Origin of the sequence: Thermosipho japonicus (genome assembly GCF_014201655.1) — a bacterium.
In the GTDB taxonomy this organism is placed as follows: Bacteria; Thermotogota; Thermotogae; order Thermotogales; family Fervidobacteriaceae; genus Thermosipho; species Thermosipho japonicus.
In genome coordinates, this window is the sequence record NZ_JACHEX010000002.1 from 332,793 (window position 1) to 348,000 (window position 15,208).

15 protein-coding genes, 2 tRNA genes and 1 CRISPR repeat array are annotated in these 15,208 nt (G+C 31.7%); of the genes, 2 read left to right on the top strand and 15 right to left on the bottom strand.

The window, feature by feature from the left end:
- The first annotated feature begins 46 nt into the window (after positions 1 to 46).
- Positions 47 to 420: a CRISPR direct-repeat array (repeat unit 30 nt; unit sequence GTTTAGAATCTACCTATGAGGAATGAAAAC).
- A gap of 172 nt (positions 421 to 592) precedes the next feature.
- The 5 genes from HNP65_RS05530 to purF are packed head-to-tail and all read right to left on the bottom strand — an operon-like array spanning position 593 to position 5,431.
- Positions 593 to 1,498 carry a phosphoribosylformylglycinamidine cyclo-ligase gene (locus tag HNP65_RS05530; RefSeq protein ID WP_184619303.1) on the bottom strand — a complete coding sequence of 302 codons (906 nt, stop codon included), beginning with the start codon at positions 1,496 to 1,498 and terminating at the stop codon, positions 593 to 595.
- On the bottom strand, positions 1,495 to 2,688 hold the full coding sequence (gene purD, locus HNP65_RS05535; protein ID WP_184619304.1) for a phosphoribosylamine--glycine ligase: 1,194 nt from the start codon (positions 2,686 to 2,688) through the stop codon (positions 1,495 to 1,497). Before purD ends, HNP65_RS05530 begins: the two co-directional genes overlap by 4 nt.
- A 9-nt stretch (positions 2,689 to 2,697) precedes the next feature.
- Positions 2,698 to 3,591: a phosphoribosylaminoimidazolecarboxamide formyltransferase gene (locus HNP65_RS05540; RefSeq protein WP_184619305.1), complete on the bottom strand. Its 894-nt coding sequence runs from the start codon at positions 3,589 to 3,591 to the stop codon at positions 2,698 to 2,700.
- A 23-nt stretch (positions 3,592 to 3,614) separates the two neighbouring features.
- Positions 3,615 to 4,172, bottom strand: a complete 558-nt coding sequence (gene purN / locus HNP65_RS05545) for a phosphoribosylglycinamide formyltransferase (RefSeq protein WP_184619306.1) — start codon at positions 4,170 to 4,172, stop codon at positions 3,615 to 3,617.
- Positions 4,136 to 5,431 (bottom strand): amidophosphoribosyltransferase, encoded by a 1,296-nt coding sequence (purF, locus tag HNP65_RS05550; RefSeq protein ID WP_184619307.1) that lies wholly within the window; start codon positions 5,429 to 5,431, stop codon positions 4,136 to 4,138. The genes purN and purF overlap by 37 nt, the downstream gene beginning before the upstream one ends.
- Before the next feature lie 358 nt (positions 5,432 to 5,789).
- Here purF and HNP65_RS05555 point away from each other — a divergent pair.
- A tRNA-Asn gene (locus HNP65_RS05555) sits at positions 5,790 to 5,865 on the top strand.
- A gap of 73 nt (positions 5,866 to 5,938) precedes the next feature.
- Here HNP65_RS05555 and HNP65_RS05560 read toward each other — a convergent pair.
- From HNP65_RS05560 to HNP65_RS05605, 10 genes are all read right to left on the bottom strand, one after another.
- Positions 5,939 to 6,991 (bottom strand): hypothetical protein, encoded by a 1,053-nt coding sequence (locus tag HNP65_RS05560; RefSeq protein ID WP_184619308.1) that lies wholly within the window; start codon positions 6,989 to 6,991, stop codon positions 5,939 to 5,941.
- Positions 6,992 to 7,012: 21 nt separating this feature from the next.
- The gene (locus tag HNP65_RS05565; protein WP_184619309.1) at positions 7,013 to 8,371 is read right to left on the bottom strand and encodes an MATE family efflux transporter; all 1,359 of its coding nucleotides are present in this window, start codon (positions 8,369 to 8,371) and stop codon (positions 7,013 to 7,015) included.
- A gap of 97 nt (positions 8,372 to 8,468) precedes the next feature.
- On the bottom strand, positions 8,469 to 9,440 hold the full coding sequence (locus HNP65_RS05570) for an electron transfer flavoprotein subunit alpha/FixB family protein (RefSeq protein WP_184619310.1): 972 nt from the start codon (positions 9,438 to 9,440) through the stop codon (positions 8,469 to 8,471).
- 14 nt (positions 9,441 to 9,454) lie between these two features.
- Entirely contained in the window at positions 9,455 to 10,237 is a 783-nt protein-coding gene (locus HNP65_RS05575; protein WP_184619311.1) for an electron transfer flavoprotein subunit beta/FixA family protein, read from the bottom strand.
- 12 nt (positions 10,238 to 10,249) lie between these two features.
- Positions 10,250 to 11,389: an acyl-CoA dehydrogenase gene (locus HNP65_RS05580; protein ID WP_184619312.1), complete on the bottom strand. Its 1,140-nt coding sequence runs from the start codon at positions 11,387 to 11,389 to the stop codon at positions 10,250 to 10,252.
- Positions 11,390 to 11,877: 488 nt separating this feature from the next.
- Positions 11,878 to 11,953: transfer RNA gene (locus tag HNP65_RS05585), tRNA-Met, on the bottom strand.
- Between the two features lie 53 nt (positions 11,954 to 12,006).
- Positions 12,007 to 12,807, bottom strand: coding sequence for a metal ABC transporter permease (locus HNP65_RS05590; RefSeq protein ID WP_184619313.1), 801 nt, complete (start codon positions 12,805 to 12,807; stop codon positions 12,007 to 12,009).
- Entirely contained in the window at positions 12,794 to 13,519 is a 726-nt protein-coding gene (locus HNP65_RS05595; RefSeq protein ID WP_184619314.1) for a metal ABC transporter ATP-binding protein, read from the bottom strand. The genes HNP65_RS05590 and HNP65_RS05595 overlap by 14 nt, the downstream gene beginning before the upstream one ends.
- Positions 13,509 to 14,300 (bottom strand): metal ABC transporter substrate-binding protein, encoded by a 792-nt coding sequence (locus tag HNP65_RS05600; protein ID WP_184619315.1) that lies wholly within the window; start codon positions 14,298 to 14,300, stop codon positions 13,509 to 13,511. Before HNP65_RS05600 ends, HNP65_RS05595 begins: the two co-directional genes overlap by 11 nt.
- Positions 14,290 to 14,673, bottom strand: a complete 384-nt coding sequence (locus tag HNP65_RS05605; protein WP_184619316.1) for a transcriptional repressor — start codon at positions 14,671 to 14,673, stop codon at positions 14,290 to 14,292. Before HNP65_RS05605 ends, HNP65_RS05600 begins: the two co-directional genes overlap by 11 nt.
- Positions 14,674 to 14,809: 136 nt before the next feature.
- Here HNP65_RS05605 and HNP65_RS05610 point away from each other — a divergent pair, with 136 nt between their 5' ends.
- On the top strand, positions 14,810 to 15,208 hold the full coding sequence (locus HNP65_RS05610) for a secondary thiamine-phosphate synthase enzyme YjbQ (protein ID WP_184619317.1): 399 nt from the start codon (positions 14,810 to 14,812) through the stop codon (positions 15,206 to 15,208).

Here is a 15,208-nt window from a genome sequence, read left to right on the forward strand (position 1 = left end):
AAAACAATTTATTTTTATCGAAACTATTGTAATAAACATTAATAACGTTTAGAATCTACCTATGAGGAATGAAAACCAAGTTGCCTATTGCAGATGTAATAGACGGGCAGTGTTTAGAATCTACCTATGAGGAATGAAAACGCGTATAGGTTTTGAACATATAAGCTGAATTTATCATTCGTTTAGAATCTACCTATGAGGAATGAAAACTCATTCATTGATACATGTAGTGTGAACACTCTGCGAATGTTGTTTAGAATCTACCTATAAGGAATGAAAACATTTCTAATTCAATATCAACATCTTCATGAAACCACAGTTTAGAATCTACCTATGAGGAATGAAAACTAATTATTTTAAATGGAACGGCTGGGTCGTCAACTTCATCCAGTTTAGAATCTACCTGTGAGGAATTTAAAAATTCTTTTGATAATTCTTATAATTTCATTGGAATTTAATATGCGGAAGATCTTGGATAGATCAAAAGAAGAAAGAAACAACTCTCAAAAGTTAAAACATAAAAACATGTTCTTATAATTCAACATAAAAAAAACACGGCTCGTTTTGAGCCATGTTTTTTGAATGTAATTATTTAAAACTTTATTATTCTTTCACCTTCCTTTACTCGTCCAACTACTTTTCCAGGAAGCTCATCAGTTTCTGAAACATATAATAAACCATATCCCATGTTAAACGTATTAATAGCCTCGTCAAATTCTACATATTTTAAAATCCAATCGATAAATTCCTTTTTTTCTATATTTATTTCGTAGCCTAAATCTCCAAGCAACCTTCTTAATGCCCTAGTAATTCCTCCTCCTGTAACATGAGCCATTGCTTTTATTTTATCAAAATAAGGTGTAATTCCCTTATAAATTCTTGTTCCTTTTAGTATATCAAAAGGCAAATCTTTTATGTTTATTTTTTCTTCATTAATTATTTTTCTAATAAGACTCCAACCATTTGAATGAAAGCCAGATGAATCTAAAGCCATAATATAATCACCAGGTTTTATATGAGAATGCTCAAATTTCTTTAAAAGCGTGCCAATTGCAAAGCCTGCAACATCAAAATGATTTTCTTGATACATATCAGGCATCTCAGCTGTTTCACCTGCAATCAAATACATATCACAGTTTTTTAGCTCTTTAATAAGTGCATCAATAAATTTCTTTTCAATTTCACCAATCTTGTGTGTACCTATATAATCTAGGAATGCTACTGGTTTTGCTCCAACACATATCAGATCATTATAATTCATAGCTATTAAATCTTTTGCGGCATCTTCAAATGTTCCATGCTCAATATGAAGTAAAACCTTAGTTCCTATACCATCAGCAGTGACTGCAATTGGGGGTGTTGTAAAAAGTAAAACAGTTGCATATCCAGTAGGTTCTTTTAAAATCCACTCTGGGATATCTATATTTTCTTTAATAATTTTTGCAAACTCATCTCCTTTTTTTACATCTACCCCCGCCTGTTTATACGTATACTTCATGCATAAATCACCCCAATATCTTTTCTAAATATTTTCCCTTCAAAATCGATTCTTTCTGCTATTTCATACGCTTTCCTTTTCGCTTCTTCTTTGCTTTCAGAAAAAGCCACACAATGCAAAACTCTTCCACCATTTGTATAATATTTATCGTTTTCTTTTTTTACTCCTGCACCAAATATTACAAAATCTTCGCCTTGAAGTGGAAAGAGATTTCTTATCTCTTTTCCCTTTTCATATTTTCCTGGATAACCTTTACTTGCAAGTACAACATCAAGAGCAAAGTATTTGGGATTAAATTCAGGAATTTTTTCCTCATTAAAAGCTTTTAACACACATTCAACAAAATTTTCTGGATTTGTTGCCACAATAACTTCAGTTTCAGGATCACCCAATCTTACGTTATACTCCAGAATATATGGAGTTTTTTCGTATATCATTAATCCAAGGTATAAAAACCCCCTGTAAAAAATCCCTTCCTTTTTTAAACCATAAAGTGTTTTTGCAAACAATTCTTCGATCTTTGTTTTCAATTCATCATCAATTTCAATAGGTCCAAAGCTTCCCATTCCACCCGTGTTTGGACCAGTGTTTCCAGTATTAATCTTCTTATAATCTTGTATAAACGGAAACAGTGAAAAACCATCACCATTAACAACAGCCATAGCCGAAAGCTCTCTTCCTGGCAAAAATTCATCAATAACTATTGGACCAGAAACTCCAGCAATCAGCTCTCCACTTATTAACTTATTTCCAAACTCAACTGCTTCATCTTTATTTTCAACAATTAATACACCTTTCCCTTTTGCAAGACCATCTGCTTTTAAAACATATGGTGGATAAAATTTTTCAATTTTTTCTAAAAGTTCCTCTCCATTAGATGCTATTTCAAACCTTGGAGTAGTTAAATTGTAAATACTCATAAATTTTTTTGCATAGATTTTTGAACTTTCAAGTTTTGAAGCTCTACTATCAGGTCCAAAAACATTAGCATACTTTTCAGCAATTCCATTTGCAAGGTATTCTTCTGATCCAGGAATTATTAATCCATCAAAATCTTTAAGGCTTTCAAAATCTATATTATTTTCAGTTAATCCATTACCTGGCGTATAAAAAACTTCAAAGCCAGCTTTTTCAAAAGCATATCCTATTGCATGTTCTCTACCACCCGAGCCTACTATACAAACCTTCATATTATCACCTCAATGTCTAAAAACTCTTCCTTCTGCCTTATAAAATGACAAGCCCATTTTTTCAGCCGCATTAATTACTTCCTCATCTCTAATCGATCCCATTGGTGAAACAACTGCTTTTACCCCAGCTTTTGCAAGAATTTCAAGACCATCTGGGAAAGGAAAGAAAGCATCAGAGGCAGCATATGCATTTTTTGCTTTTTCGCCCGCTAGCTCTGTTGCTATCCATGCAGCTCTTTTTCTGGAAGGTTGACCGGTTCCTATACCTACCGTAGTTAAATCTTTAGAAATTAAAATCGCATTTGACTTTACACCTTCAACTACAATAAAAGCAAATAATAATTCGTTTAATTCTTCAACATCCAATTGCGGACCTGCAACGTGGGTAAATTTTAAATCTGGAAGCTTTCTCTCGCCAACTAAAAATGCTCCAAATGCAGGTTTTCCTACCTTTGGTTCATAATCATTTATCTTTAAAATTCTAACCTTCTTCTTTGAAAGAAGTTCAATTGCTTTTTGAGTAAAACTTTCTGCAACGACAACTTCAAGATATTTTTTCTTAATTGCCATTGCACATTCTTCATCAAATTCAAAGTTAACGGCTAATATTCCTCCAAAGCTTGATTCTTCATCTGCTGCTATTGCAGAAAGAATCGATTCAATCTTATCATTCTTTATAGATGCTCCACATGGAGTTTGGTGTTTTACTACTACGCTTGCATAACCTTTTAGTTTTTTAAGATTATTTGCTATTACATAGGCTGCTTCTGCATCTAATATGTTGTTGTAAGAAAGTTGTTTTCCTTCATGTAAAATCCCAAACGCAGGTTTCCCAAAAACTTCCGCTTTTTCATGTGAATTTTCCCCATACCTTAAATCCAAATCAAACTTTTCCAGATACACCCCCACTCACTCCTTTCAACAAATTAATCATTCAAAATTTTATCAATAATGATAGGATAATATTTATGCTCTATTTTATGTATTTCTTCTTCAACCTTTTCCAAAGACATTCCATCTATATTAATTGCATGCTGAAATATTATTGGACCTGTATCAACTCCTTCATCTACATAATGTATTGTAATTCCAGTAACTTTAACTCCATATTCATATGCCTGCTTTATCGCATCTTTTCCCTTAAAAGCAGGTAAAAGCGATGGATGTATGTTAACTATCTTCCATTTATTTACTATATTTGGAGGTAAAATTTTCATAAATCCTGCAAGAACAACTAAATCCGGATTTAATTTTTCTAAAAGCTCAAATAATTTTTCCTTCCAATCCTTTGAAAGTTTCCTATAGGAAATTCCCAATCTTTTTGCTCTCTCAATTGCAAAACATTCTTTGTTTACTATTAACATCAAAATCTCTGCTCTTAATTTTCCCTCTCTTTGTGCTTTCACAATTGCTTCAAAGTTTGAACCATTTCCTGATGCAAGCACAACTATACGGGGTAATTTAGATTGAGACATCCCAGGCATAAATTATCTCCCCCAATTGCTTTTTTTAACCCTTCAACAGATAAATAATGAAGTTCGTCAGCATTAATTTCATTTAAAATTTCACCTATGCTCTTTTGATTTGCTATAAGTTCATTTTTTCTTGAAGTATCAATACCATAAGGGCATGGTCCAATAACAGGTGGTGAATGTATTCCAACTTTTACTTTTCTTGCACCATTTTCTTTTAACATCTTAACTATCTGCTTCATCGTTGTTCCGCGAACAATAGAATCATCAATTATTATAACTTCTTTATCCTTTATGACTTCTGGTATTGGAACAAGCTTTCTTCTTATTATCTCTTCACGATTTTCAGGCATAATAAAGCTTCTTCCAAGATACCTATTTCTCATAAGACCAAGCTCTATCGGAATCTTTGATGCTGCCGAAAAACCAAGTGCTCCCGAAAATCCTGAATCTAAAATTGGAATAACTATATCTCCTGCCATATTACTTTCTTCAAATAAAATTTCTCCCATTCTATATCTTGCCCTGTGTACATTTCCATACAAAAAGTTACTATCTGGCCTTGAAAAATAAATATATTCGAAGGAGCAAAATTTAACGTCCGTGTTTGCATACTTTACCTTTTCAATTCCACTATCAGAAAAAATTACTATTTCTCCAGGTAAAACCTCAACAATTTGATTTGCACCTATTGAATAAAGAACTGAATCTTCTGATGCTATAACATAACCGTTTTTGTACCTTCCATAAAAAAGAGGTCTAAATCCAAACCTATCTCTTGCTGCTATTAACTTGTCTTTTCCAAGTATAACAACAGAATAAGCCGAAGGAATTCTTGAAAATGCCCATTGAATTGATAGTATTGCATCAGAGTAAGGGGCAAGAGAAATATAATGGAGGAAAATTTCAGTATCAAGAGTCGAATTAAAGACAGAACCTTTTTCTACAAGTGAGTTAATTCTAGATTCTGCATCTGGAATGTTCCCATTGTGTGCTATTGCAAATTTTCCTTTTGATGTAATACCTATAAGTGGTTGAATCTCTGTGTTGGAACCGTATGTAGAATACCTAACATGACCTATACCACAGTTTCCAGGCAAAAAGTTTGATTCACTCAGAACTTGAGAAACTAGTCCTTTACTTTTTATCATTTTAAAATCTTCAAGAACTATTCCAACACTTTCTTGTCCTCTGTGTTGTAATCCAAGCAATAAATCATGTAAAACGTTATAAGATTTTTCAACGTTCCAAACCCCTGCTATTCCGCACATAACACCCCTCCACATTTAAAATGAAAATGAGGAGCATAAAGCTCCTCATTTTTGCACAATCAAAGCTCCCTTACCGGGAATATATAATAAAGAAATGATAATGATTTTATTCTTAAAAGTCTTTTGTCTTTCATGTATCCCCCTCCTATATCTTGATTTTAAATCTAAAATAAAATTTTGTAAAGAGTAAAAAGTTTAAATTTGTGTTGCTTAAAAATATTAAAAAAGGAAATTGAAAGTTGACATTTTTACAACTTGTGATATATTTTTATTAGTGTTATAAGAAATATATCCCATAAAAAGTGATTATTGACAAAAAACAGGAAATATGGTATAATATAAAATGATAACGATGGATTCCGGCGTAGCTCAATAGGCAGAGCGGGTGGCTGTTAACCACTAGGTTGGGGGTTCGAGTCCCTCCGCCGGAGCCATTTAGTGTGATCAAGCGGGGCATTTGAGCCCCGTTTTATTTTTGTTACTTCTCTTTTCTTTTTAATTTTTATCTTAAAGTGATAAAATTTCAAATCTTGAATTAACCTCAATAACTATAATATTTTCAGGCTTTTTTTCGAATATTTTTAACAAAACATCTCTTGATCCAAAATCTTTCTTTCCTGCAATAATTTTTCTTATTTTTTTGTTTAGATTTATAATATCTTGGTACGATTTTACTTGATTGTAAGCTTCGCTACCAATCCTAGTAAATTCTCCGTCCTTCTTTAAAATTATTCCATTTTTTACTTCTACAAAGGCAATATTTTCTGAATTATTTGCTATTACTATATCCGCTTCTCCACCATAAACAGTTTGCTCCGAAAAAAATTCAAAACTATCCTTGTCAAAGCTAATTTTGTCAAATATAACTTCTTTATATTTATAAATCGATGCTTCAAGAATACGCTTTATTAATGTTTGAAGAAATATTTCTTTGTCAACAATATTTTCAACTGAAAATTTTTCTTTATTAATATCCTTATTCTTTGAAAATACTTCAACAAAATCCTTCAATGTAAAACTACTCAAGTTTACACCTAAATTCTTTATTCCAAAAATTTTATTAATATCACTTAAAGATAGCTGAAAATGAGATTTTTTTAAACTAACTCTTGGTATCAAATTTATACCAAATCTTTCAAAACCAGATTTAAAAACAAGTGATGTCAAAAAATCTGTCTTTTCCAATAGCTTCAAAGATAACCTATATGGAAAATAAATATTACCTTTTTTGGTGCTTATCGCTCTCCATTTATCGCCGTTATTCAGTGGTACTGGATCATATCTTTCGTTTCCTATAGAATTATTTGATTTTTTATAATACTCAGGAATAAGCTTTTTTTCTACTTTGTACAAATTGAAAATTCTTCCGTTATAATAAAAAGAAACATAATCGCCTTCATTTATATCCAAATAAGCCCATATACCATTATCGGTCTCAGGAAAACCTGCAATGTTATTTTCAATGCATTTTTTTAAATTTTCTTCATTAGACAGTATAACAATAAAAAACTTAGATTTTAACTTGTTATTTAATTCATCAATTCTTATTGTAATTTCCATTATTTTTCCTCCTATCTTTTGTCAAAACTTTCTTTTTATATTTCTAACTGTAAAAATCCCCCATGTAAATGTAATAGCTGCGGAAATTGCATTCCCTGTTACAATCCCCCACCAAACTCCATTTATGCCAATATTAAATACAAAAATATACAAATAAGAAAATAAAACTTGCATGATTATTGTTCTATTTATTGAAACAATCATACTCCTTATTCCATAACCTGTTCCTTGAAACATGGAGGAAGTAAACATTCCAAATGGTACTCCAGGCAAAAATAATGATAAAATTCTAAGTGCATTTACAAGTTCATTGTAAATTTGTGCACCATTTTCCGAATACGCAAAAGCCTTTGCAATGTAATTTGCAAAAATTAAAATAGAGCTCATAACAACCAGCGAGATTATTTCTCCAAATCTAATAGCATACAAATAAGCCGTCTTTAATTTTTCAGCATTTCTTTGCCCAAATGCTGCACCAGTTACTGAAGTAACGGCAGTTGCTAACCCAATCAACGGTACTGTCCCAAAGTTTATAATCCTCCAGGCGCTAGTAAAGACAGCTATTCCCAAATCTTTTCCCGCTTTAACTGCAAAAATGTTCAATACAAACATTGCAACAGACATTGCAATCTGGGCTATAGAAGAAGGAATTCCAACCCTTAATATATCATTTATTATCTTTGCTTCCAGTTTCATTCCTTTGATATGTATTGAAACATATGTATCTTTTTTTATAAACAACCAAAAAACAATTAAGATAGCAGAAACAAGTATAGAAAAGACTGTTGCATAAGCCGCACCTTTTATTCCAAGTTTAAATGTATAAATAAAAAGTGGGTCCAAAAAGATATTAAGTATCGATCCAATCGAAATTGCATACATTGCTTTTTTTGCGTCACCTTCTCCACGCAGAATTCCATTTGAAACGTTATTAAACATTAAAAGTGGAATGGAAAATATAATTATATAAGCATATTTTAGAGTTTCACCCAAAACTGCTTTACTTGTTCCCAATATTTCTAAAACAGGTTTAATAACAGTTAAAGATATAATCATAAAGGTAACCCCAAAGATAACAGCTATTGCCAGGGAATTTACAGCAGCTTTATCAGCCTCATGTTTATTTTTTTCTCCAATTTTTCTTGCTATAACTGAACTTGCACCAACGCCAAGCCCAGACGCAAGAGAAATTATTATCATAAATATCGGAAAAAATGCACCTATAGCTGCAAGTGCCGCAGGCCCAAGTCCAGCAACCCATATACCATCAACCAAGTTATACATAGTTTGAACTAACATTGCAAATATCATAGGAATAGAAAGTTTTACTATTGCTCTTTTTGGATCACCTTGAAGTAATTTAACACCCTTTGTTTCCACAAAAATCCACCTCCAAAGATAAAAAAAGAGCCTCTTCACATGGAAGAGGCAAACAACTCCATTTATATTATACACACTTTTCTAACTACTTCAAAATTTATTGTTTTAATGTTCTTAATTTTTCAATCAACTTTGGAACTATTTCGTATACATCACCAATTATTGCATAATCTGCTATTTTAAATATAGGTGCATTTTTATCTTTATTAATAGCTATTATACATTTTGAATCTTTCATTCCTGCAATATGCTGTATTGCACCTGAAATACCACAAGCTATATAAATTTTCGGTTTTACTGTTTTTCCAGTTTGACCGACTTGAATTTCTTGAGGTGCCCAACCTGCCTCAACTGCTGCACGTGAAGCTGCAATTGTACCATTTAATTCTTTTGCAAGGTCTCTTAAAAGATCGAATCCTTCCTTCTTTGAAAGTCCTCTTCCTCCTGCAACTATAACATTACTTTCGGTAATATATTTTAAAAGAGAGTTTTTTTCCATAATTTCCAAAGTTTTTGTTATACAATCTTTTTCAAGTTCAAATTCAATTTTTTCTATTTCTGGAATCTTTTCTAATTTTTTTGCCTCAAAAATACCTGGTCTTACAGTTGCCATCTGAGGAATATGTTCAGGACAAATAATAGTTGCCATTATATTACCACCAAAGGCAGGCCTTGTTTGAAGTAATAAACCATCTTCATCTAAATCAAGCTGTGTGCAATCTGCAGTAAGACCGGTATTTAACTTTGCTGCAAGCCTTGGAGCTAAATCTCTACCAATTGATGTTGCACCAATTAATAATATATGAGGTCTGTTATCTTTTATCAAATTATACAAAGCATCTGTATATATTTGGCTATTGTAAATTTGCAAATCTTTACTATATAAATGAATTATTTTATCTGCTCCATACTTTGAAATAGTATCATCTAAGTCGTGTTTATCAATGTAAACTGCTACTACCTTCGCACCCAATTTTTGTGAAAGTTCATTTGCTTTTGTCAAAAGTTCAAGACTAACTTTTTTCACCTTTTTATTAAATGTTTCTATATAAACCCATATTTCTTTCATTTTTATTTTCCTCCTTATATTAAATGCTTTTCCTTAAGTTCTTTAATGAGAGTTTGAACTTTTTCATCTGTACTTCCTTCAATTATTTTAGTTTCTTTTTCAAAAACTGGAGTAAATGTTTTCTTTACTTTTGTAGGTGAACCTTTCAATCCAATTATGCTTTCATCAATTTTTAAATCATTGTTATTCCATACCTGTATTGGATCTCTTTTGCAAATATCAACTAACCTTCTTACATCCAGATACCTTGGATTATTAGCTTCTTTAACAACAGAAAATAAAACAGGAGTTTTTGCTTCCACAATTTCAATATAATCATCCATTTCTCTTTCAATTAAAAATTTTCCGCCTTTATATGTAAGCTTTCTTACATACGTTACCTGAGGTATACCAAGTTTTTGTGCAATTTGAGGCCCAACTTGAGCAGTATCTCCATCTATGGCTTGTCTTCCGGTAAATATAACGTCAAATCCAATTTTCTTAATTGCTTCACTCAAAACATTAGAAGTGGCCCACGTATCAGAACCGCTAAAGACCTTATCACTAATCAAAATCGCATCATCTGCTCCCATAGCTAAAGCTTCTTCAAGTACTTCTTTTGCTTGTTCTGGTCCCATAGAAATAGCAGTAACTTTAGCTCCTATTTGATCTTTTAACTTCAAAGCTTCTTCAAGAGCAGCTTTATCATCATAGTTCATAATGGAAGGCACACCTTTTCTAATAAGTGTTCCGGTTATTGGATCTATCTTTAACTCTGTAGTATCTGGCACTTGCTTTATGCAAACCACAATGTCCATATTGTTTCCCCCTTACCTTAGTATGTTTGATGATATTACTATCTTTTGAACCTCTGTGGTACCTTCATATATTTCCGTTATTTTTGCATCTCTCATCATTCTTTCAACTGGATATTCCTTTGTATAGCCGTAACCTCCATGCAATTGGACAGCCATTCTTGTAACCTCCATTGCAACATCTGAAGCATAATACTTTGCCATCGCAGCTTCCAAAGAATAATCTGAAGATTTTATCTTCTTTAAAGCAGCATTATAAACAAGGCATCTTGCTGCCTCAATCTTTGTTTTCATTTCTGCAACCATGAATTGGACCGATTGAAACTTTGCAATCGGCCTTCCAAATTGCTCTCTTTGTTTAATATATCTTACAGTTTCATCAAAAGCACCTTGTGCAATTCCAAGAGCTTGGGCTGCTATACCTATACGTCCACCATCCAAAGTTTTTAAAGCAATTTTAAATCCCTGCCCTTCTCTGCCAAGCATATTTTCTTCAGGGAGTACCACATTATCAAAAATTAGTTCTGCCGTTGCAGAACCTCTAATTCCCATCTTTTCTTCAATCTTTCCTATGCTAAATCCAGGCGTATCTCTTTCAACTATAAATGCACTAATACCTTTTGCTCCTAATTCCTTATTAGTGGAGGCAAAAATTATATAAATATCTGCAACCCCACCGTTTGTTATAAATATCTTTGTACCATTTATAACCCAATTATTTCCATCTTTAACTGCATATGTTGATTGATTTGCAGCATCACTTCCAGCATTTGGTTCAGTCAATGCAAATGCACCAAGTTTTTCCCCAGTTGCAAGATGTCTCAAAAATTTTTCTTTTTGATAATCAGTTCCATAGTAGTATATTGGCCAACAAGCCAAAGAATTATGAGCTGAGAGAATAACTCCTGTAGTTGCACAATATCTTGAGATCTCTTCAACTGCTATAACATAAGATAAATCATCAGCTCCCGCTCCACCGTATTCTTTTGGAATATTCATTCCTAAAAAACCGTATTCTCTTAACTTTTCAACATTTTCAATTGGAAAATAACCTTCCTCATCAACCTTTGCTGCAAGATTCTTAAATTCTTTTTCAGTTATCTCTCTTGCCGCTTTTTTAATCCACTTTTGAAGTTTCGTAAGTTGAAATTCCAACGCAAGTTCCCCCTTTTTTATTTGTGATTTTTTTAACATTTATCCAGTAATATTTTAACATCAAATCAAAAATAATGAAATTTTTCACGATTAAGATTAAAAAGCAATATCATTATTTGAGGGCTTTAAATAGTATAAAGCTAAAAAAATCACATCAAATCTAACTAACAAAAAATTCCCAGGGAAACCTGGAAATTTTACTATCTTATACTTTCTATAACCTCTGGAATAAAGAAATGTTCTATTGTCGCGTATAAAGCTCCGTAAAGGTAGGCGTTATTTTCAAATGTTATAAGTAAAAAACTTTCACACACAATTATATATTTAATCACTGTTAATACCAAAAGTTACTAGACCAAATTCATATTCCGAAAAAGAAAAATTCTCTAAAAATTTATTCATTTATACTCACCAAGAAAAAGTATTGAATATTCAACATTATAAAAAAATGGAGCCTTATTGGCTCCATTCACTTAATTTTTCTATTTTGGTGGCGGCGATGGGACTCGAACCCATGACTCACTGATTATGAATCAGTTGCTCTAGCCACTGAGCTACGCCGCCGCGTCTAATATAATATCATAATTTATTTTTGATGTCAATAATAAGATTGTTGACTAGATATTACTTTTTTTGAAAAAGAGTAAAAAAACAAAAACTATAAAAGATGTTAAAACAATTGAAGGACCTGGCGAAATATCAAGAATATATGCAATGTAAAATCCTATAATAGATACGATTACATTATAAACAACCGAAATAAAAAACACACTCTTATACGATTTTGCAAAACTTTTTGAAACAAGCCCCGGAATTATTAAAAGTGCTCCAAGTAAAATAACTCCGGAAATCTTTACTATACCTACTACCATTACAGAAATCACACCCAAAAGCAATGCTCGAAGTAAAGAAGTTTTTACTCCATAAAAAGAAGCCATCTTTTCATCTGCAAGAAAGTACAGTATTTCTTCTCTGTAAATAGCTAAAAAAACAACTATTAATGTTATTATAAACATTAGAAAATAAAAATCAGATATATTAACCAGCAATATGTCTCCAAACAAATAACTTGTTATGTCCTGAACGTATGTAGAACTCTTTGAAAGTAAAATAACACCAACAGACATAAATACGGGAAGCAACATTCCTATAGCACTATTTTCATGAATCTTACTTTTATTAGTAAAATAGCTTATTATAACTGAAAATACTATTGCGGTTAAAACTGCCATAAGCCTATAGTTAATTCCAAACAAAAGCCCAAATGCAAGGCCTGCAAAAGCCGCATGTGCAGTACCATCGCCAATAAACTCCATCCTCTTGTAGACAACTATTGGCGATATGAGCGCTGAAGATATTGATGCTAAAATCGTGGCTAAAAATGCTATTCTTAAAAAGTCAAATTCAAATATCTCCATGTTCATGCTCCCTTTCATAATGGTTTTTTGATCTTATCCACAAATCAAAATCAGGAAATAGTAATTTTAATTCATCTGGTTTTATTTTTTCTGTTGGCCCATGACAATGAAGGGTTTTATTTAAACACATTACTGTTGTACACTTTTCAAAAACCATACCTATATCGTGAGAAACCATTATAATCGTTAAATTAAGTCGTTTTTGAAATTCTTCTAAAAGCTCATAAAATCTTGCTTTACCCATTTGATCGACACCAGCTTCTGGTTCATCTAAAATCAAAATATCTGGTTCAGAAATCAACGCTCTTGCAAGTGAAAGTCTTTGAATCTCTCCACCTGACATTGTCCCTACAAGTTGCTTTTCTTTTCCTGAAAGCCCTACTTCTTCAATTAGCTTTTCAATAAGTTTTACATTTTTCTTATTTTTGTAGCTTCCCATTTTTACAAATTGATAAGCGTTAATAGGCACCTCCCTATTAAACGTTTGAAATTGAGGAAGGTATCCTATTTTTCCTTTTATCATAACTTCTCCCGTATAATTATCTATTTCACCGATTAGAATCTTTATCAGCGTAGATTTACCTGCACCATTAGGGCCTACAATTCCGACAAAGTCGCCTTTTTTAATCGAAAAGTTGATATTTTTTAGAATATATTTTTCCCCTATTAGATAGTTTAAATCTCTAACCACTACAGCTATATCATTTGCCATTATTCAACGCCTTCCTTATCTCTTCAAAATTTTGATAGTAAATATCTATGAACTTTTTAGCATTCACTCCAAGAGGATCTAAAGTGTAATATTTTTTGTTCAGTTGTTTTGAGATAATTTTTATTTCATCTTTTGATTGCTGAATTTCAGAGAATATTGCAATAATGTTTTCAGATTTTATAGTTTCTATTAACTTCTTCATTCCAACTGAAACATTGTACCCCTGTTCAACCCACTTGACTTTTAAATTTAACTCTTTAAAAAAGTAGTAAAAACTTGGATGATGGACAAGTACAGTTCCACTTAAATTTAACGCCTTATACTCTCTCAAAAATTCATCAATTTCACCCAAAAGAATTTTTGCATTTGCCTCAAAATCACTCTTGTACTGAGGATAAACTTCACTTAATTTTTCAACAATTGTTGGAATTATATAATACTTGACAAAGTAAGGATCAAGCCAAAAATGTGGGTTGTTGTATTCAACAAACAAAGAAGGAATATAATCTCTCAAATATACAACATCAAACTTGCTTAAATCTGGTTCTATCCCACCATTTGCAAAAATAATATTTGCTTTTGAAAGGATTTTTACATCACTTACTCTTAATGAATAAGTATGGGGATTTACATTAGGACCAAGTAACAAATGTACCTCATCTTTTTCACCTACAATTTGCTTAACAATCAAATAGTATGGATTGATAGTTGTAACTATCAAAGAAAATGAAAGCGATGAAATCAAAATAAAAAAGACCGTAAGTAATATCTTATTTTTCATGGCCTTTTACCTCCTTCCTACATTTTTTACACAAACCTTTAAAATAAAATACGTGATCTGTTATAAGATAACCAAATTTATTCTTAATTTTCTTTTCAAGTTCACTTGCCATACACTCTTTAAAAACTTCTATCTTCCCACAATTTGTGCAATATAAAAAATGAAAATGCTTATCTTTTGAAAAATAATACTTTGTTCCTCCATCAAAGGATACAGAAGAAATATAGCTTTTTTTCTCAAGATAATTTAAAGCTCTATATACGGTTGACAAATTAGGTTTGAAATTATTCAACCTATAAATATCTTCAGCATTGAGCGGTTTCTCACTTGAATTTATAACATCTAAAACCATTTTTCTCCATTTTGTCAGCACTTCTTTTCCCTCCAATTAATTGCAAATGCAAATCATTTGCATTTATATTATAATAAAAAAAATTATAAAAATCAAGTAAAATTGCAAGTAAAACAGTTTTTATGATATAATAGGCTTTGAAAAGGGGGGAATAAAGATGCTTTACAGCTTCGAAGTTCCTACAAAAACAAGAAATGAATTTATAGACATAACTCAAAAAATAGAAGAAACGATAAGTAAATCTGGTGTTAAATCAGGCATTTGTGTGGTGTTTGTTCCACATACAACTGCAGCTGTTACCATAAATGAAAATGCTGATCCTTCAGTGAAAAGCGACATAGTTAAAACTTTAAATAAAGTTATACCTGCAAACTGGGATTATACCCATATTGAAGGAAACTCTGATTCTCATATAAAATCTACACTTGTATCTCCAAGTATAACTTTAATAATAGAAAATGGAAAATTAGTTCTTGGAACATGGCAAGGGGTATACTTCTGCGAGTTTGATGGTCCAAGGAGGAGAAAAGTTTTTATTAAAATATTATCTGATTAG